Origin of the sequence: Arthrobacter stackebrandtii (assembly GCF_017876675.1) — a bacterium.
GTDB classification, from domain to species: domain Bacteria; phylum Actinomycetota; class Actinomycetes; order Actinomycetales; family Micrococcaceae; genus Specibacter; species Specibacter stackebrandtii.
Window position 1 is genome coordinate 3,047,301 of the sequence record NZ_JAGIOI010000001.1, and the last position, 18,053, is coordinate 3,065,353.

At 66.8% G+C, this 18,053-nt stretch carries 15 protein-coding genes; 12 read left to right on the plus strand and 3 right to left on the minus strand.

Annotation, left to right across the window (positions count from 1 at the left end; translation table 11 throughout):
* Nucleotides 1-31: 31 nt before the first annotated feature.
* The 8 genes from JOF48_RS13245 (at nucleotide 32) to JOF48_RS13280 (ending at nucleotide 8,318) form a co-directional block, all read left to right on the plus strand.
* On the plus strand, nucleotides 32-580 hold the full coding sequence (locus JOF48_RS13245; protein ID WP_209681411.1) for a TetR/AcrR family transcriptional regulator: 549 nt from the start codon (nucleotides 32-34) through the stop codon (nucleotides 578-580).
* Between the two features lie 121 nt (nucleotides 581-701).
* Nucleotides 702-1,220: a flavin reductase family protein gene (locus tag JOF48_RS13250; protein WP_209681413.1), complete on the plus strand. Its 519-nt coding sequence runs from the start codon at nucleotides 702-704 to the stop codon at nucleotides 1,218-1,220.
* A gap of 325 nt (nucleotides 1,221-1,545) precedes the next feature.
* Entirely contained in the window at nucleotides 1,546-2,892 is a 1,347-nt protein-coding gene (locus JOF48_RS13255; protein WP_209681415.1) for a hemolysin family protein, read from the plus strand.
* Nucleotides 2,889-3,947, plus strand: coding sequence for a hemolysin family protein (locus JOF48_RS13260; protein ID WP_209681417.1), 1,059 nt, complete (start codon nucleotides 2,889-2,891; stop codon nucleotides 3,945-3,947). Before JOF48_RS13255 ends, JOF48_RS13260 begins: the two co-directional genes overlap by 4 nt.
* Before the next feature lie 118 nt (nucleotides 3,948-4,065).
* Nucleotides 4,066-5,004 (plus strand): metal ABC transporter solute-binding protein, Zn/Mn family, encoded by a 939-nt coding sequence (locus JOF48_RS13265; RefSeq protein ID WP_209681419.1) that lies wholly within the window; start codon nucleotides 4,066-4,068, stop codon nucleotides 5,002-5,004.
* A complete protein-coding gene (locus tag JOF48_RS13270; RefSeq protein WP_342591244.1) occupies nucleotides 5,001-5,807 on the plus strand; it encodes a metal ABC transporter ATP-binding protein in 807 nt (268 codons plus the stop codon). The genes JOF48_RS13265 and JOF48_RS13270 overlap by 4 nt, the downstream gene beginning before the upstream one ends.
* Nucleotides 5,804-6,679, plus strand: a complete 876-nt coding sequence (locus tag JOF48_RS13275) for a metal ABC transporter permease (RefSeq protein WP_209681421.1) — start codon at nucleotides 5,804-5,806, stop codon at nucleotides 6,677-6,679. The genes JOF48_RS13270 and JOF48_RS13275 overlap by 4 nt, the downstream gene beginning before the upstream one ends.
* Nucleotides 6,680-6,773: 94 nt before the next feature.
* On the plus strand, nucleotides 6,774-8,318 hold the full coding sequence (locus tag JOF48_RS13280) for a lipase maturation factor family protein (RefSeq protein ID WP_209681423.1): 1,545 nt from the start codon (nucleotides 6,774-6,776) through the stop codon (nucleotides 8,316-8,318).
* 3 nt (nucleotides 8,319-8,321) lie between these two features.
* On the opposite strand, the gene JOF48_RS13285 is transcribed toward JOF48_RS13280, so the two are convergent.
* A complete protein-coding gene (locus JOF48_RS13285) occupies nucleotides 8,322-8,729 on the minus strand; it encodes a Fur family transcriptional regulator (protein WP_209681425.1) in 408 nt (135 codons plus the stop codon).
* A gap of 135 nt (nucleotides 8,730-8,864) precedes the next feature.
* Here JOF48_RS13285 and JOF48_RS13290 point away from each other — a divergent pair, with 135 nt between their 5' ends.
* Nucleotides 8,865-9,521, plus strand: coding sequence for an MBL fold metallo-hydrolase (locus JOF48_RS13290; RefSeq protein ID WP_209681427.1), 657 nt, complete (start codon nucleotides 8,865-8,867; stop codon nucleotides 9,519-9,521).
* Nucleotides 9,522-9,607: 86 nt separating this feature from the next.
* Here JOF48_RS13290 and JOF48_RS13295 read toward each other — a convergent pair whose 3' ends face one another.
* Nucleotides 9,608-10,732, minus strand: a complete 1,125-nt coding sequence (locus JOF48_RS13295) for a PLP-dependent cysteine synthase family protein (RefSeq protein WP_209681428.1) — start codon at nucleotides 10,730-10,732, stop codon at nucleotides 9,608-9,610.
* Between the two features lie 88 nt (nucleotides 10,733-10,820).
* Between JOF48_RS13295 and JOF48_RS13300 the strand changes: the two genes are divergently transcribed.
* The 3 genes from JOF48_RS13300 (at nucleotide 10,821) to JOF48_RS13310 (ending at nucleotide 13,251) form a co-directional block, all read left to right on the plus strand.
* Nucleotides 10,821-11,714, plus strand: a complete 894-nt coding sequence (locus JOF48_RS13300) for a sulfurtransferase (RefSeq protein WP_209681429.1) — start codon at nucleotides 10,821-10,823, stop codon at nucleotides 11,712-11,714.
* Nucleotides 11,711-12,760, plus strand: a complete 1,050-nt coding sequence (locus JOF48_RS13305; protein ID WP_209681430.1) for an NAD(P)-dependent alcohol dehydrogenase — start codon at nucleotides 11,711-11,713, stop codon at nucleotides 12,758-12,760. The genes JOF48_RS13300 and JOF48_RS13305 overlap by 4 nt, the downstream gene beginning before the upstream one ends.
* Nucleotides 12,761-12,822: 62 nt before the next feature.
* Entirely contained in the window at nucleotides 12,823-13,251 is a 429-nt protein-coding gene (locus JOF48_RS13310; RefSeq protein WP_209681431.1) for an HIT family protein, read from the plus strand.
* A 762-nt stretch (nucleotides 13,252-14,013) separates the two neighbouring features.
* On the opposite strand, the gene hrpA is transcribed toward JOF48_RS13310, so the two are convergent.
* Nucleotides 14,014-18,051, minus strand: a complete 4,038-nt coding sequence (gene hrpA / locus JOF48_RS13315; protein WP_209681432.1) for an ATP-dependent RNA helicase HrpA — start codon at nucleotides 18,049-18,051, stop codon at nucleotides 14,014-14,016.
* Nucleotides 18,052-18,053: the final 2 nt, after the last annotated feature.

Here is an 18,053-nt window from a genome sequence, read left to right on the forward strand (position 1 = left end):
GTTGCAGTATTTTTGTGTTAAGGTTGGCCTCATGGCTTCGACCCGTGACCGCGCGCTGACCGCCGCCATTCGCCTCGTTGGCGGGCAGGGCGTGCGTGCACTCACCCATGCCCGCGTTGACGCCGAGGCTGGACTTCCCAAGGGATCGACCTCGAACTGGTTCCGCACCAGGGACGCCCTTGTTGCCGGGGTGATCGTCACCATTGCCGAGCAGGAACGGGCCGAGTTGGCAGCGGTGTTGACGTTCGCCCGCACCGCAGACGAGGTCATTGACATCCTTTCCGCCCTGGTTGAGGATGCCACCGGCACTCACGTCTGCCGCACGCGTGCCAGATATGCCTTGTTTCTGGAAACGGCAGCAACGCCCGACGCCCGGGCGCCGATGCGCACCCAGCGCTCGATGTTCGAGGAATGGACGCGGGGCTTGATGTCCACGCTCGGCGCGCGGGACCCGGATGCCGCGGCCCGCGCCATGCTCGCAGTGTGCGCGGGACTTATCGTCAACCGGCTCACCGTCGCGCCGGAGGGCCCGATCCGCCCCGTAGTTGAGCTTGCCATGCGGGGATGCCTGTCCGCATAGCGGTGAGGCGCCTGTGAGCGGCGTCATGGCTGGGCAATTTGACCTCAACTATGGTTGAGGTTCCAGAGTCGGTTGAAGATCTTGCCATGCCGGCTGGATGTGGTGAGAGGAAGCAATTGTCATGACCGTGCAGCGGGGCGCACCCCAACTGACCTCGGATTTCAAGTCAGCGTTTGGCGGGCACCCTGCCGGAGTTGCCGTCATTACCGCAGGCTCTCCCACGGGCCCTGTGGGCATCACGGCATCCTCCGTGGCCTCCGTGTCTGCCGAGCCGCCGCTGCTGGCCTTTTCCCTCGCTGCACAGAGCGGATCTGCCGCCGCGCTGGCGGTCGCCGAAACCGTGGTGGTCCACCTGCTGACAACGGCGGACCTGGAACTGGCCCGGGTCTTTGCCGATTCCCGTTCCGAGCGCTTCACCGGCACCATGGCCTGGACACGGCTGCCGGGCGGAGAGCCGCTTCTGTCTCACCACGGATTCGCCCTGCGCTGCAAAATCCTCAGCCGCACGCCGGCCGGCGGTTCGCTCCTGCTCGCAGCCGAGGTGGTGGAGATCGTCACGCCCGAAGCCGCCGGTGAGCCGCTTGTCTACCACAGCCGCAACTTCCACGCGCTCGGCGGGCACAGCCTCCTGCTCCGCTGACGCTGTCCCGGGGCCATGGCATCTCCCAGCGGATTGCCAGCCTCTATTCATGTGGCAGCCACCGCGCTTCCGCATCCGGCTGCAGGTGCTCATGTACACTGAAAATCCTATGGAAAGTAAATCTAGGGGCCGGCGCAACGGCTTGCGGAACACCACGGTGTCCACCTGCAGCAGCGTTGCACATGCCGGCAAATCCCGCACACATGACCACAGTTCTTCAACCCCCGAAGTGGCCGGCCCCGGCGCCGACCACCCTCCGCCGGCGGCCAACCCCCGCTGCAGCCAGGCCGCCGACCGGCCCTGCAGCCCGACGGGGGTGTTGTAAATGGAATGGCTGCTCCTAGCCGCAGGCCTCCTGCTCATCCTTGGCACGGGATTCTTTGTTGCCGTTGAATTCGCCCTCGTGGCCCTGGACCAGTCAAAGGTCCAGCGCGCCGTCAACGAGGGTGACAAGGGCGCAGTTCCCCTCCTCCGCTGCCTGAAATCCCTCTCCACCCAGCTCTCCAGCTGCCAGCTTGGCATCACGTTGACCACGCTGCTTACCGGCTTCCTGATGGAACCGTCGCTGGGTGTCCTGCTGGCAGGACCGCTCAGCTCCCTGGGAGTGCCCGAGCCCGCAGTCGCCGGCATCGCCCTGGTCCTGGCCATGGTCATCGCCACCCTGCTGTCCATGCTGATCGGGGAACTCGTTCCCAAAAACATGGCGATCGCCAAGTCCTTTGAAATCGGCAAGGCGCTGGCCCGGCCGCAACTCATCTTCACCGCCGTTTTCAAGCCCGCCATTGTGGTGCTCAACGGCTTCTCCAACAAGGTGCTGCACCTGTTCGGCATGGAAGCCAAGGAAGAAATATCAGGCGCCCGCTCGCCGTCGGAATTGGCCTCACTGGTGCGCCGCTCAGCCGCCATGGGCACCTTGGACGAGGGGACCGCAACCTTTGTGGCCCGCACCCTGAGCTTTTCCGAGCGCACCGCGGCCGACGTCATGACGCCGCGAACCCGCGTGGAAACCATTGAAAGCACCAGGTCGGTCATGGAAATCATTGACGCCGCCCGGCGCACCGGATACTCGCGCTTCCCCGTCATTGGCGAATCGGCGGACCAGATCCTGGGCGTCGTGCACCTGAAGAAGGCCGTCTCCATCCCGTTCCACAAGCGGCAGGACATCGAGGTGGGCGCCATCATGACAGATGTGCTGCGCGTGCCCGAAACCGTCCACCTGGACGCACTGATCCTGGAATTGCGAGAAGGCAACTTGCAGATGGCCGTGGTCCAGGACGAATACGGCGGCACTGCCGGCGTCGCCACCCTGGAGGACCTTGTGGAGGAAATTGTGGGAGAAGTGGCCGACGAGCACGACCGCGCCAAGCCCGGCATCCTGCTGGCCGCCGACGGCACCTGGTTCTTCCCCGGCCTCATGCGTCCCGACGAGGTGTCCGAACGCATCGGCCCGCTCAACGTCCCCGACGAGGCAGGCTATGAAACGGTGGGCGGCTTCATGATGGCCGAACTGGGCCGCATCGCAGCGGTTGGTGACACGGTCGACGTCGAAGGTGGCACCCTGGTTGTTGACCGCGTGGACCGGCGCCGTATTGACCGGATCCACTTCATCGCGGCGCCGGCGGCCGATGCCGGCGATGCAGGCACACCTGCTGAAGGCGGTGATTCCCGATGAGCCCGTGGGCCGGAATTGCCTGGCTGGTGGTGCTGCTGTTGGGCAACGCGTTCTTTGTTGCCGCGGAATTTGCCGTCATGACGGCCCGGCGGAGCCAGATTGAACCCCTCGCCGACGCCGGATCCAAGCGTGCCAAGATCACTCTTGGCGCCATGGAAAACGTCTCCCTCATGCTGGCCTGTTCACAGCTGGGCATCACCGTGTGTTCGCTGCTGATCCTGAACGTGGCCGAACCTGCCATCCACCACCTGCTTTCGGCACCGCTGCACGCGGTGGGCGTCCAGGACAACGTGGCGGCACCGGTCGCCTTCGTGCTGACCCTGGCGCTCGTGACGTTCCTGCACGTGACCTTCGGCGAAATGGTGCCCAAGAACATGAGCGTCTCCGCGGCGGACAAGGCGGCGCTGCTGCTGGCCCCGCCGCTGGTGCTGGTCTCGAAGGTGGTGCGCCCCCTGATCGTGGCGCTGAACTGGAGTGCCAACCACATTGTGCGCCTGTTCGGCATCCAGCCCACGGACGAGGTCTCCTCAACGTTCACCCTCGAAGAGGTGCAGTCCATTGTGGAGGAATCGACCCGCAGCGGCCTGGTGGACGACCAGACGGGCCTCATCACCGGCGCCCTGGAGTTCTCCTCGCAAACCGCCAAGGGCATCATGGTGCCGCTGGCCGGGCTGGTCACGCTGCCGCCGGAGGCAACCCCCGTTGACTTCGAGCACATGGTGGGCAAGACCGGGTTTTCCCGGGTTGTCTTTGCCGACTCCGAAGGGACGCTGCTGGGGTACCTGCACCTGAAAGACGTGTTGCGGATCCCGCTGGACCGGTACCAGATGCCGATCGGCGAGGGGCGCGTGCGCTCCATGGTGAACCTGCATGCCGACGAGGAAATCGAGGATGTGCTGGCCACGATGCAGCAGACCGGAACCCACATGGCCCGGGTCATCGACGGCAATGAGGACACCCTGGGTGTCATCTTCCTGGAAGATGTCATTGAGCAGCTGGTGGGTGAGATCCGCGACGCCACCCAGACCAATGTGCAGGAGCGCCGCAAGGCCTGATGCTTCTTCAGGGGCCCCACTTCGGAGGGCGCCCCGGGGCTTGATGCGAATGATTCCCAATATGCGTTATGCTGGTTCTTATTAGAAACAGTTCTCAATAGCGCCACAAAGGAATCACATGTCACAATCCCGCCGTTCACTGCTCATTCTGGGCGCAAGCCTCGCCGCCACCCTGACCCTGGCGGCGTGCGGTGGCGGCGGGACTGCGGCAGGCTCCGGGCAGGGCGGTGCCGTGCAGGACGGCGCCGTCCCGGTCGTTGCCTCCACCAACGTCTATGGCGACATCGCCAAGGAAATCGGCGGAGAGCATGTCAGCGTCCACTCCATCATCAGCAAGGCCGGCGCCGACCCGCACGGCTACGAAGCCAACGCCCAGGACAAGCTGGCCGTGTCCAAGGCCGTGATCGGCATTGAAAACGGCGGCGGCTACGACGACTTCTTCAGCCAGCTGTCCAAGGGGCTGCTGACCGACGCGGAGATCGTGAACGTCAGCTCACTGTCGGGTCTTGACACTGGCGCGGACTTCAACGAACACGTCTGGTACTCCCTGCCCACCATGGCTAAGCTGGCCGACGAACTTGCCGCCCGCTTCAGCGCCGAACTGCCCGCAGAGAAGGCCTCCTTCACCGCCCAGGCTGAGTCGTTCAAGGCCAAGCTGGACGTCCTCGACACGCGCCTCGCAGCACTCCACAAGACCCCGCGCACCGTGGCCATGACCGAGCCCGCGCCCGCGTACCTGCTGGAGCAGGCCGGCTTCAGCAACACCACGCCGGAAGAGTTCACCCAGGCGGTGGAAAACGGCAGCGACGCCCCGGCCTCCGTGGTCACCGCACTCAAGGAGCAGCTGGCTTCCGGGACCGTGGACCTGCTCGCCTACAACCAGCAGACTGAGAGCCCGCAGACCGAGGAAGTCAAGGCTGCCGCCGAGGCAGCCGGGGTCCCCGTGGCCGACTTCTCTGAAACCCTTCCCCCGGGCTCAAGCTACCTCGACTGGATGGGCGCCAACATCTCGTCGCTGGAGAAGGCCGCCGCGCTGGTGAAGGCCGGCTCCCGGTGAACGCCCCGCCCATCATCAGCCTCAAGCGCGCCACCCTCAAATATGGCAGCCGCACGCTCTGGCAGGACTTGAACCTTGAGGTCCTCCCCGGCGAATTCCTGGCCGTCCTCGGTGCCAACGGCAGCGGCAAGACGAGCTTCCTGAAGATCCTGCTGGGCCAGGCCCCCCTGAGCGCAGGGCAGGTGATGCTCGACGGCGCACCCGCCGGGCGCGGCAGCCGCACCATCGGCTATGTCCCCCAGCAAAAAGGATTTCCCGCGGACACCGCCCTGCGGGCCCGCGACCTCGTGGGCCTGGGCGTGGACGGGCACAAGTGGGGCATCCGGCTGCGCGGCAAGGCCTACCGGCAGCGCGTGGACGAGCTGCTGGAACAGGTTGGCGCCGCCAGCTACGGCAAGATTCCCGTGGGCATGCTCTCCGGCGGCGAGCAGCAAAGGCTGCGGATCGCCCAGGCCATCGCCTCCCGCCCCAAGGTGCTCCTGTGCGACGAGCCGTTGCTTTCCCTGGACCTGAACCACCAAAAGGAAGTCAGCGCACTGGTGGGCCGGCAGGCCAAAGGCAACGGGACCGCCGTCGTCTTTGTCACACATGAGATCAACCCGATCCTGGACCATGTGGACAGGGTGCTGTATCTGGCCGGCGGGCGTTTCATGCTGGGCACGCCGTCGGAGGTCATGCGGACCGAGGTGCTCTCTGAACTGTACGGGACGCGGGTGGAAGTGCTGGAGATGGACGGCCGGCTGGTGGTCGTCGGCACGCCTGACGCGGTCTTCGACGGGCACGCCGGGGAGGTTGCGGCATGAACTGGGCCGACTTCGCCAACGCCGTCTTCAACTTTTCCAACTACGCCGAATTGCTGCCGCTGTTCCGCGACACGCTGCTGGCCGGGGCCATCCTGGGTGTTGTGGGCGGGCTGATCGGCACGTTCGTCATGATGCGCGACCTCGCCTTCGCCGTGCACGGCATCGCCGAGCTCTCCTTCGCAGGGGCCGCCTTTGCGCTGCTCATCGGCGCCGACGTCATCTTCGGCTCGCTCGTGGGCTCCATCCTGGCGGCGCTGCTGCTCGGCGCCATGGGGGTGCGGGCCCGGGAGAAAAACTCCGTCATTGGCGTCATCATGCCGTTTGGCCTGGGCTTGGGCATCCTGTTCCTCTCGCTCTATGAGGGGCGCTCCGCCAACAAGTTCGGGCTGCTAACGGGGCAGATCGTGTCCGTGGATTCCACGCAGCTTTCGGTGCTGGGCGGAACGGCGCTGGTGGTGGTCGCGGGGCTGGCACTGATCTGGCGGCCGCTGACCTTTGCCAGCGTCGACCCCGACATCGCCACGGCGCGCGGCGTCCCGGTGCGCACGCTGTCGCTCGCGTTCATGTTCCTGCTGGGCATTGCCGTGGCGCTGTCCATCCAGGTGGTGGGTGCGCTGCTGGTGCTGGCCCTGCTGATTACGCCCGCGGCCGCCGCCCTGCAGGTCACGGCCGCGCCCCGCATGGTGGTGCTGCTCAGCGTGGCGTTCGCCATGGTGGCCACCGTTGGCGGGATCATGCTGGCCCTGGGCGGCAGCATCCCGATCAGCCCCTACGTCACCACGCTGTCGTTCGCCATCTACGTGGTGTGCCGGGGCATCGGAGCGTGGCGCCGACGCCGCGGCTGGGCGCAGCGGCCCGCCCTGGCGGCGTAGCCGGCCGGTTCCGGACACGGGCGCACCACTCGTGCTGACTTCTGCGTATGGGTTCGGGGTTGGCCCGGCGCCCTTCCCGGTCTAGCGTTGAGGCATGGACTGGCTTCGCGCGGCCACACTACCGGGCGGCTGGCTGGACACTGCGTGGCTCGGCAGCGCCAACTACGACGCCGCCCGATTCATCCTGCAGCGCGGCATCGCGGCCGTGTTTGTCATCGCCTTTGCCTCCAGCGCCCGCCAGTTCCCTGCGCTGCTGGGGGAGCGCGGCCTGCTGCCCATGCCGCGCCGCCCCGCCAGCTGGCCCGGCCCCTCGCCCATCCGTTGGCCGGGCCCAACCCTCTTCCGCTGGCATTACTCCGACCGCCTGCTGCGCGCAGTGGCCTGGGCCGGTGCCGCCCTTGCCGCCTCCGTGGTGCTCGGGCTGCCCCAGTTGGGCCCGCCGTGGCTGCCCATGGTCGCTTTCCTGGCCCTGTGGCTGGGCTACATGTCGATCGTGAACGTGGGTCGGGTGTTCTACGGTTTCGGCTGGGAAATCCTGCTGCTGGAGGCCGGGTTCCTGGCCGCTTTCCTTGGCTCCAACCAAAGCACGACGCCGGTCATCACCATCTGGCTGTTCCGCTGGCTTGTGTTCCGGCTGGAGTTTGGCGCCGGCATGATCAAGATGCGCGGCGACCGCGTGTGGCGTGATTTGACAGCACTGTACTACCACCACGAAACCCAGCCCATGCCGAACCCGCTGAGCTGGTTCTTCCACCATTTGCCGAAGCCGCTGCACAAGGCGGAGGTGCTGGGAAACCACTTCGCCCAGCTGGTGGTGCCGTTCCTGTTGTTCGTGCCCCAGCCCGTGGCCGCCTGGGCCGCCGCGGTGGTGGTTGTGACGCAGCTGTGGCTGGTGCTGTCCGGCAACTTTGCCTGGCTGAACGCGCTGACGCTGGTGCTGGCGTTCAGTGCCGTGGGCGATGAAGCGGTGTCAGGTGCACTGCGGGCCCTGGGCCTGGGTTGGATGCTGCCCGCCGCGTGGGCCGGCCCGCTGCCGGCACCCCCGGCCGTCCCCTTCCCGCCCGGCACCTGGGTGCCGGGTGCTCCGGACTGGTTCTCCGCCGTCGTGCTGGCCATGGGCGGGCTCATGCTGGTGCTGGCGTGGTGGCCGCTGCGGAACCTGTTCTCGAGCCGGCAGCTCATGAACGCCAGCTTCAACCGGTGGCGGCTGGGCAATGCCTACGGCGCGTTTGGCTCGGTCACCCGGGTGCGGCGCGAGGTGGTGGTTGAGGGCTGGGACGGGGCGCGGTGGCTCGAGTACGGTTTTCACGGCAAGCCGGGGGAGACAGGGCGGATGCCGCGGCAGTTTGCGCCGTACCACCTGCGGCTGGACTGGATGATGTGGTTCTTGGCGCTGGGGCAGCCGGGCATGGAATGGTTCCTGCCGTTCCTGGACAGGCTGCTGGCAGCAGATCCGGCCTTGCTGAAGCTGCTGCGGCGGGACCCCTTTGGCGGGCGTGCGCCGGAGCTGGTGCGGGCGCGGGTGGAGATTTACCGCTTCACGACGTGGCGCGAATGGCGGGCCACAGGCACGTGGTGGGTGCGGGCGCCGCTGGGGGTGCTCGTGGCGCCGCGGGGGCTGCGGAACGGGCCGGCCTGAAGGCTATGCGGCCGAGCACTCCGGGCACAGGCCGTAGATTTCCACCGTGTGCTGGACCTGAGTGAAACCGTTGGCCCTGGCGATGGTGGCCGCCCAGCTCTCAACCTCGGGCGCCTCGATCTCCACGGTCTTCCCGCAGTTGCGGCAGAGGAGGTGGTGGTGGTGGCTGGTGGCCGAGCAGCGCCGGTAGACGGCCTCGCCCTCGCCGTTGCGCAGCGTGTCCACCAGGCCCTCCTCCGACATGGAGGCGAGGATCCGGTACGTGGTGGCCAGCGAGACGCGGGTGCCCTGTTCATGCAGCAGGCGGTGGAGTTCCTGGGTGCTGACGAAGTCGTCCAGCGTGTCCAGTGCGGCACTGATGGCAAGGCGCTGCTTGGTGACGCGCTGCTCCTTCACCGGTGCATCCGACATGCCAACAACCCTCTTTCATTCCACTTTCACTGCACGTGCCCTGCGGCGGGCTTTTCAATCAACCAGCCTATCGCACCGGGCACAAAGCGGGCCCGGAGCATGGCGGGCGCCACGTGCCGGGCATAGTCTTTAGCCATGTTGCTGACAAAATTCACCCACGCCTGTGTCCGGCTCGAACAGGACGGGCGCGTGCTGGTCATTGACCCCGGGGTCTTCTCCGAAACGGCCGCCGCGCTGGACGGGGCGCAGGCCGTCCTCATAACGCACGAGCACCCCGACCACATCGACGCACCGCCCGTCCTGGCTGCGCTGGCCGCCGATCCGCTGCTGGTGCTGCATGCGCCGGCAGGGGTTGCCGCGTCCCTGCGCTCCGCCGCCCCGGACCAGGCCGGGCAGGTGCACGACGCCGCGCCGGGGGAGCGGTTCACGGCCGCCGGGTTCGCCGTGCAGTGCTTCGGCGGCCAGCACGCGCTCATCCACCCCACGGTCCCCATGGTGGCCAATGTCGGCTACCTGATTGACGACGACGTCTACCACCCGGGCGATTCGCTGGTCGTTCCCGACGGGGTCGGCGTGGGCACCCTGCTGGTCCCCGTCCATGCGCCCTGGTCCAAGGTTTCAGAGGTCGTGGACTTTGTGGTCTCCGTCCGTGCGCCGCGGGCCTTCCCCATCCACGACGCGCTGCTCAATGAAAATGGGCTGGGTTTCACCGAGGGGCACATCTCCCGGATCGGCGGGGCCCACGGGGTGGTGTTCCGGCACCTTGATCCGGGGCAGTCCGTGGAGTTGTAGCAGCGGCCGGCGGCTTGCTCTCCGGGGGTGTGCCAAATTGGGCACGCCCCGGAGCGGGCCGGCCCCGGCCTGGCGGGTCGTTCCAGTCAGGCGTTCCAGGTGCCGGTGGCGAAGAAGTCCTCAATGGTTTCCAGGTGCGGTGCGGGATCCAGGCCCTGTGCAGCCAGCCACTGCGGGTTGTTGTAGCTGCCTGCGTAACGTTCACCGCCGTCGCACATCAAGGTCACAATGCTGCCCTTTTCACCGGCGGCAACCATCTGCGCCACCAACTGCCACACGCCCCACATGTTGGTGCCGGTGGACGGCCCGGCGTGCAGGCCCGTCAATCGTGCAAAGTGGACCATTGCGGCGACGGAGGCGGCGTCGGGCACCACCAGCATGGTGTCGATGACACCGGGCACGAAGCTGGGCTCCACGCGCGGGCGGCCAATGCCCTCGATCCGGGAGGAGTTGCTGGTGACCGTGGCGGGGTCGTGGTTCTTCCAGGCGGGGTAGAACGCGGAACCCTCGGGGTCCACCACGGCCAGCTGTGTGCCGTGGCCGTGGTAGCGGATGTAGCGGCCGATCGTGGCGGAGGTGCCGCCGGTTCCCGCGCCCACCACCACCCAGGCCGGCTCGGGGTGGGTCTCGTGCGAGATTTGGCTGAAGATGGACTCCGCGATGTTGTTGTTCCCGCGCCAGTCCGTGGCCCGTTCGGCATAGGTGAACTGGTCCATGTAGTGCCCGTTGCTTTCCCGGGCAATGTCGGCGGCTGCGGAGTAGACCTCGTCGGCGTGCCCCACAAGGTGGCAGCGGCCGCCGAACTGCTCAATGAGGGCGATCTTCTCCGGGCTGGTGGAGCGCGTCATGACGGCCACGAAGTCCAGGCCCAGGAGCTGCGCGAAGTAGGCCTCGGAGACGGCCGTGCTGCCGGAGCTGGCCTCCACCACCGTGGTGCCCTCATTGATCCAGCCGTTGACCAGCGCGAAGAGGAACAGTGAGCGGGCCAGCCGGTGCTTCAGGCTCCCGGTGCGGTGGCAGGACTCGTCCTTGACATAGAGGTCCACGCCCCAGTGCCCGGGCAGTTCGACCTTGTGGAGGTGTGTGTCCGCGGAGCGGTTGTTCTCGGCCTGGACCGTGGCCAGCGCCTTGCGGGTCCAGGACCAGTTGGCGGGCTGGGTGCCGGCGGCAGGTGTGCTCGCGGCGGCTGGGGACTGTGCGGCGGGGTTCATAAACCAAGTGTAGGCATTGGCGTAGATTTGACGGTGATGGCCGCGGCCCGGCAATGGGCCCGCCGCGAAACCCACAGAGGAGCCCGCCATGAGTGTCTTGACCAGTGTTGCCCAGTTGCAAGAGCGCCTCGCGGCGGGGGAGCACACCGTCCTGCTGGACGTCCGCTGGGTGCTGGGGGACCCGCACGGGCGCGAACACTACCTGGCCGGCCACATTCCCGGCGCCGTCTTTGTGGACATGAACAACGAGCTTGCCGCCCACGGGGAGCCCGCCGACGGCCGCCATCCGCTGCCGTCCGAGCCTGACTTTGCCGCGACCGTGCGCCGCTGGGGCATCAACACCGGGGACACAGTGGTGGTCTATGACGACGCCGGAGCTGCCGCGGCCGCCCGCGCCTGGTGGCTGCTGGGCCATGCCGGGATCCCCAATGTATCCCTGCTCGACGGCGGACTAGGAGCCTGGCGGGCCGCCCACCTTCCCCTCGCCCAAGGTGAGGAGACTGCGGAGCCGGGCAACGCCGTCGTACATTTTGGGGCGAGGGAAACCATTGACGGGGATGGGGCCGCCGCCTGGGACGGGATCCTGCTCGATGCCCGGGCGGGGGAGCGGTACCGGGGTGAGACGGAGCCTGTTGACCCGCGGGCCGGGCACATTCCGGGGGCCGTGAGCGCGCCGACCAGTGAGAATTTGGCGGACGGGGCGTTCCTGCCGGCGGACGCGCTGCGCGAGCGTTTTGCTGCTTTGGGCGTGGGGCCGGGTACACCGGTTGCGGTGTACTGCGGGTCCGGCGTGACGGCGGCGCACCAGATTGCGGCGCTGGAGATTGCCGGGTTCACGGCGGCGCTGTATCCGGGGTCGTGGTCCGCATGGTCCAACCAGCCTGGGCGGCCCGTGGCGACCGGTGCCGAGCCGGGCGGGGCTGGCGGAGGCGGCGGCGCTTCTGGCGACGGCGGCGGCAACGGCGATAGGGTTGGGGCATGACCACCGTAAAGGCTTATGCCGCTGAATCTGCCACGTCCGGGCTGCGCGCCGGCACCATTGAACGCCGCGAACCCGGCGCCCACGACGTTGAAATCGCGATCGAATTTTGCGGACTGTGCCACTCCGATGTGCACACCATCCGCTCCGAATGGGGCCCGGCCAAGTACCCGCTGGTTCCGGGCCACGAAATCGTGGGCCTGGTGTCACGGGTGGGCGATTCCGTTGAGGGTTTCGCGGTGGGCGAGCGTGTCGGCGTCGGCTGCATGGTGGACTCCTGCCGGGAATGCGATTCCTGCCTGGAAGGCTTTGAGCAGTACTGCGAAGCCGGCAACATCGGCACCTACAACGTTGAGGACCGGCGCAACGGCGGGGTGGTGACACAGGGCGGCTACTCACAGTCGATCGTGGTGGATGAAAACTACGTGCTGCACATTCCCGAGGGCATGGACCCGGCTGCCACGGCGCCGCTGCTGTGCGCCGGTGTCACCACGTACTCGCCCCTGCGCTACTTGGACGTGCAGGACGGGGACAAGGTGGGCGTGATCGGCCTCGGCGGGCTGGGCCACATGGCCGTCAAGATCGCCAAGGCCCTCGGCGCCACCGTCACGGTGTTCACCACCTCGCCGGGCAAAACGGCCGACGCGATGGGGCTGGGCGCGGACAACGTTGTGGTCTCCACCGACCCCGAGGCCATGGCCTCCGCCAAGGGCACGTTGAATGCCATCCTCGACACCGTAGCCGCCGTCCACGACCTCAACCCGTACCTGCGCACCCTGGCGCGCGACGGAGCGTTGATCCAGCTGGGCCTGCCGTCGGACGAGATGCCGCCGGTGGATCCGGGGCTGCTGATCCGCAAGCGCCTGGCCTACGGCGGTTCGGTGATTGGCGGCATTGCGGAGACGCAGGAAATGCTGGACTTCTGCGCGGAGCACGGCATAGTTTCCGACATTGAAATGGTCTCCGCCGCGGATTTGGATGTTGCGTACGACCGCATGGTTGCCGGGGACGTCAAGTACCGCTTTGTACTGGACACCTCCACGCTTTAGTTTGAGTTGGTTTGTTTGCATGCGACCCCATGCAGTTCGTTCTGTGGAATAAGGAGCATTTCTTGAGCACGTTGTTTACCAAAATCATCAATGGCGACATCCCCGGCCGGTTCATCTGGAAGGAGGAGGACTGCGTCTCCTTTCTGACCATCGGGCCCCTTACGGACGGGCACGTGCTGGTGGTGCCCCGCGAGGAAGTGGACAAGTGGACCGACGCCTCGCCTGAGCTGGTCTCGAAGTTGATGGCGGTTTCGCAGACCATCGGCCAGGCGCAGGTGGCTGCCTTTGGTGCCCCCCGCGCCGGGGTGATCATTGCCGGCTTCGAGGTTGAGCACCTGCACATCCATGTGTTCCCTGCCTACGGGCTGGACAACTTCAGCTTCGCTGCCGTGAACAACAACCCTGACCCGGACGTCATGGATGCCAGCGCCGAGAAACTGCGCGTTGCCCTGCGCGACGCCGGCCACGGGGAGTTCGTCCCCGAGTCCTAGCTACTGACGTTCCGTCACCTCTCGGGGTGCCTATGCGGACACCCCGGCTGCCTGGCGGCAGCTCACCATTTGTGCTCTTTGTGCTCTTTGTGTTCCTTGCCCAAGGCCCCTTCAAGGCCCCTTCAAGGACCACTCAAGAACCCTGTCGCAGCAATGGCGGGAATTTCGGAAACGCCATCGCAGTTGGCACGGAAACCCCCACAGCAAGATCGCCACTTGCTCCCCGGCGTCTCGGTGTTTTGTGTGACGGTCCGGCCAAGGCGGGAGCCGTGATCGGCCATGAGGCCGGCCATGTCCGGGGCTGGGAAACATCGACGACACCACCAAGCTCTTGCAAGAGGGACGCATTCAAGTCCCGGGGGCTACGCCGACGCCGACCCGACCGGCCCGGCAAAGCTGGGTGGGGGAATTCTTCCCCAGCCGTTGACGCGGCGGTCCATCAAGTAGGCGCGGAGTGGCGCAATGCCACTGCGCAGGTCTTGGCTCGCTGGGCTGTGCCGCGTTCTGACTGTTGCACCGAGATGCATGGCTGTAACCACTCATGTCGGTGCGACGGTCAGAATGCGTGGGCTGGGGGCTTAGCCCTGTCCACGCAGGACTAAACCCAGTGATCTGCGACATGGTTCGCCGAAAACACGCCGTTGCTGCGACATCGTCGTTCGAAAACACGCCATTGCTGCGACAGCGTCGTTGGGCAGGCAGGCAGGAGGGCAGGCAGCCGGGTGGCAGTCGCGTGGGCTGGAGGAGGGGCCGGGCGGCGGGCTACGCCATGGCCTTGCCCAGGGCCACCCTGATCCGCTTTTCCGACACCGAGTAAGCCGTGCCCAGCTCCACCGCAAACAGGCTGACGCGCAGTTCCTCGATCATCCAGCGCACATGCTCCAGGCCCGCCGTGGACCGCTGCCCGGGCAACAGGGCCGCCATGGCGTCGTCGTATTCGTCCTCGAGGCGCTGCACAATGGCCATCGACTGACCGTCGCGAGCCACGTTCGAGGGCAGCTTCTCCAACCGCCGCTCAATCGCGGTGAGGTAGCGGGGCAGTTGGCTGAGCTGGGCAAAACCCGTTTTCGCCACGAACCCCGGGTAAACGAGCAGTTCGAGCTGCTGCTTGATGTCGTTCAGCGCGCTGATAAGCGGCAGGCTCGTGGTGGCCCGCAGCGCCTTCTGGACCCGCATGTTCGACGCCAACACCTTCTCCACAATGGCCGTCACCGTGAACACCGTGTCGATCAGTTCCGCGCGCACCGTCTCGTAGAGCGCGTCGAAGTCCTTTTGGTTCCAGGGCAGCGCGGCCGGGGTGAGTTTGTCGATCGTGGCGAGCGTGCAGTCCGCAATCAGCTCCGTGACGGAGCCGTGCGGGTTCTGGCTGAATGTGAGCTTCTCGGTGTTGCTCAGGTGGTCCAGCACGTACCTGTCTGGCGACGGCACGCGCAGGGCGAGCAGCCGGATGACGCCGGCGCGCATGGCCGATTCCTGCACGTCCTGGCGCTGGAACACGCGGATGCCGGCCGTGGCGCCCTCGTCCACCAGCGCCGGATAGCCGGTGACGGTGTGCCCGGCCACGAGGCGCTTGACCTCGCGGGGCAGCGTGCCCACATCCCAAGTGGTGATTCCGGAGCGTTCCTGGATGCCGGTGTTGTCTGCGCCGGAGTTGCCGGGGATGCCCGACGCCGGGCCCTTTCCTCCCGCTGCCGCCCCGCCGGCCGCCGTGGTTCCGTTCCCGTTGGCAGGTGGCTGCCCGCCCTTGCCGTTGCGTGCGTTCTTTCCGGCAGGGGCGCCGAGCGGGGCCCGCCCGGCCTGCGTGGTCTTCGGCGTGGCTCCCAGTGACTCGGCGATGGCGCGGCGGGTGGCGCCGGCCAGTTTGGCCTGCAGCTCGGAGAGGTCCTGGCCCTCCTCCAAGATTTTCCCGTTCTTGTCCACCACGGAGAACGTCATGCGCAAATGCGACGGCACTGCGTCCCAGTTCCAGGAACCCGGCGGGATGACGTGGCCCTTGATCCGGCGCAGCGCCAACTCAAGGGACGGCTCCAGCTCGTCCACGGCAGGGTCAAAGTCCGCAGCCAGTGCGGCGGCGGCCTGACGGCCAACGTCCGGCGCCGGGATGAAGTTCTTGCGGATGGCCTTGGGTAGGGACTTGATGAGCGCAGCCACGAGTTCGGCGCGCAGCCCCGGAATCTGCCAGCGGAACTGGGGCTCGCTGAGCTGGTTGAGGAACAACAGCGGCACCTGGACCGTCACGCCGTCGGACGGGTTCGGGGCGGCACCGGGGGCGGTGGGATGGAACTCGTAGGACAGCGGCAGCTCAAACTCGCCCTGCACCCAGGTCTTGGGGAAGGCGGCCTCGTCGAGCTCCGGCTCCTCGGCCATGACCACCTGCGTGTCAAAGTCCAGCAGGGCCGGGTTCTCGTGCCGGGCGCCCTTCCACCACTTGTCGAAGTGCCGCTCCGACACCACTTCCGCGCCCACTCGCTCGTCGTAGAACTCGAACAGCGTCTCGTCGTCCACGCGCAGGTCGCGGCGGCGCATGCGCGTCTCCAGCTCCTCCACCTCGGCCAGCAGCGCCTGGTTGCGGTGGAAGAACTTGTGGTGCGTGTTCCAGTCGCCCTCCACGAGGGCGTGGCGGATGAACATCTCACGGCACAGTTCAGGGTCGATCCGGCTGTACTGGATACGGCGGTCCGGGACAATGGGCACGCCGTAGAGTGTGACCTTCTCGTGCGCCATGACGGAGCCGTTGCGCTTGGACCAGTGCGGCTCGCTGTACGTGCGCTTGACCAGGTCCGGCGCCACCTGCTCGGCCCACAGCGGGTCAAACTTGGCGGCAACGCGCGCCCAGAGCCGGGACGTTTCCACGAGCTCGGCGGCCATGACCCAGTCCGGCGTTTTCTTGAACAACGCAGAGCCCGGGAACACCATGAACTTGGTGCCTCGCGCGCCGGCGTATTCGCGCTTGCGCTGGTCGTACAGGCCAATATGACTCAGCAAGCCTGACAGCAGGGACATGTGGATGGCGTCGTGGTTGGCCACGGGGTCAATGTCGTTGCCGGATACCTTGATGTCCAGCGACTTGCCCATCTGCTTGAGCTGGGTGAACAGGTCCTGCCATTCCCGCACGCGCAGGTAGTTGATGAACTCGGCCTTGCACAGGCGGCGGAACGCGCTGGAGGACAGCTCGTCCTGCTTCTCCTTGATGTAACGCCACAAGTTCAAAAAGCCCGTGAAGTCGGAGTGCTCGTCCACAAAGCGCTTGTGCTTTTCCTGCGCAAGCTGCTGCTTGTCGGTGGGGCGTTCACGCGGGTCCTGGATGGTCAGCGCGGCAGCGAGCACCATGACCTCGGCGGCCACGCCGCGCTTGGCGGCCTCAACGATCATGCGGCCCAGCCGGGGGTCCACAGGGAGCTGCGATAACTGGCGTCCGACGCCGGTGATCCCGCCTTGGGGGTTCACCGCACCAAGTTCGCGCAGCAGGGTCACGCCGTCCGTGATGGCGCGGGAGTCCGGGGCCTGCACGAACGGGAACTTCTCCACGTCCTTGGGGCCCTTGGCCACGCCCATCGCGGTCATCTGCAGGATGACGGCGGCCAGGTTGGTGCGCAGGATTTCCGGGTCGGTGAACTCGCTGCGGGCGTTGAAGTCCTCCTCCGAGTAGAGGCGGATGCAGATGCCGTCTGAGACGCGGCCGCAACGTCCCGAGCGCTGGTTGGCGCTGGCCTGGGACACCCGCTCAATGGGCAGCCGCTGGACCTTGGTGCGGTGAGAGTAGCGGGAGATGCGGGCCGTGCCGGGGTCGATCACGTACTTGATGCCGGGCACCGTCAGCGAGGTCTCGGCCACGTTGGTGGCCAGCACAATGCGCTTGCGGCTGCCGGGGGTGAACACTGCGTGCTGCTCGGCCAGTGACAGGCGCGCAAACAGCGGCAGGATCTGGACGTCGCGCAGCCGCGGGTTTGTATTAACACGGCCGTGCAGTGCGTCGGCTGCGTCGCGGATCTCGCGCTCGCCGGAGAAGAAGATCAAGATGTCCCCGGGTGCCTCCTTGGACAGTTCGTCCACGGCGTCGCACACGGCATCCAGCGGGTCACGGTCTTCCTCGCTGTTGCCGCCGTCCTCCCGGTTCCCACCGTGTCGGTTCCGGTCCGCGCCCGGGCCAAGTTCGTCGTCGTCCATCCCATCATCACCACCATTTGCAGGCCCGCTCAGGGGGCGGTAGCGGATCTCCACGGGGAAGGTGCGGCCGGAGACCTCCACGATGGGGGCGGGGCCCTCGGGGGAGGCGAAGTGGGCGGCGAAGCGCTCGGGGTCGATCGTGGCCGAGGTGATGATGACCTTCAAATCCGGGCGCTTGGGCAGGATTTGCCGCAGGTAGCCGAGGATGAAGTCGATGTTCAGGGAGCGCTCGTGGGCCTCGTCGATGATGATGACGGAGTATTTGCGCAGCAGGCGGTCGCGCTGGATTTCCGCGAGCAGGATGCCGTCGGTCATGAGCTTGATCTTGGTTTGCGGGCCCACATGGCCGGTGAAGCGGACCTGGAAGCCCACCTCCTCGCCGATTTTGACGTCGAGTTCGCTGGCAATGCGTTCCGCGACGGTGCGGGCGGCGAGGCGGCGCGGCTGGGTGTGGCCGATCAGGCCCTTCTCGGCCAGGCCCAGTTCCACGCACATCTTGGGGATCTGGGTGGTCTTTCCGGAACCGGTTTCTCCGGCGATGATGGTGACCTGGTTGGCAGCGATGGCGGCCATGATGTCCTCGCGGCGTTCCGAGACGGGAAGCGCGGCGGGGTAGGAGATAGTCAAAGTCATGG

What these genes read in the sequence shown, in the direction of transcription:
- JOF48_RS13275 (WP_209681421.1), top strand. Translation starts at nt 5,804, where the DNA reads ATGAACTGGGCCGACTTCGCCAACGCCGTCTTCAACTTTTCCAACTAC.
- JOF48_RS13290 (WP_209681427.1), top strand. Translation starts at nt 8,865, where the DNA reads ATGTTGCTGACAAAATTCACCCACGCCTGTGTCCGGCTCGAACAGGAC.
- JOF48_RS13260 (WP_209681417.1), top strand. Translation starts at nt 2,889, where the DNA reads ATGAGCCCGTGGGCCGGAATTGCCTGGCTGGTGGTGCTGCTGTTGGGC.
- JOF48_RS13285 (WP_209681425.1), bottom strand. Translation starts at nt 8,729, where the DNA reads ATGTCGGATGCACCGGTGAAGGAGCAGCGCGTCACCAAGCAGCGCCTT.
- JOF48_RS13280 (WP_209681423.1), top strand. Translation starts at nt 6,774, where the DNA reads ATGGACTGGCTTCGCGCGGCCACACTACCGGGCGGCTGGCTGGACACT.
- JOF48_RS13245 (WP_209681411.1), top strand. Translation starts at nt 32, where the DNA reads ATGGCTTCGACCCGTGACCGCGCGCTGACCGCCGCCATTCGCCTCGTT.
- JOF48_RS13250 (WP_209681413.1), top strand. Translation starts at nt 702, where the DNA reads ATGACCGTGCAGCGGGGCGCACCCCAACTGACCTCGGATTTCAAGTCA.
- JOF48_RS13295 (WP_209681428.1), bottom strand. Translation starts at nt 10,732, where the DNA reads ATGAACCCCGCCGCACAGTCCCCAGCCGCCGCGAGCACACCTGCCGCC.
- JOF48_RS13255 (WP_209681415.1), top strand. Translation starts at nt 1,546, where the DNA reads ATGGAATGGCTGCTCCTAGCCGCAGGCCTCCTGCTCATCCTTGGCACG.
- JOF48_RS13300 (WP_209681429.1), top strand. Translation starts at nt 10,821, where the DNA reads ATGAGTGTCTTGACCAGTGTTGCCCAGTTGCAAGAGCGCCTCGCGGCG.
- JOF48_RS13305 (WP_209681430.1), top strand. Translation starts at nt 11,711, where the DNA reads ATGACCACCGTAAAGGCTTATGCCGCTGAATCTGCCACGTCCGGGCTG.
- hrpA (WP_209681432.1), bottom strand. Translation starts at nt 18,051, where the DNA reads ATGACTTTGACTATCTCCTACCCCGCCGCGCTTCCCGTCTCGGAACGC.
- JOF48_RS13265 (WP_209681419.1), top strand. Translation starts at nt 4,066, where the DNA reads ATGTCACAATCCCGCCGTTCACTGCTCATTCTGGGCGCAAGCCTCGCC.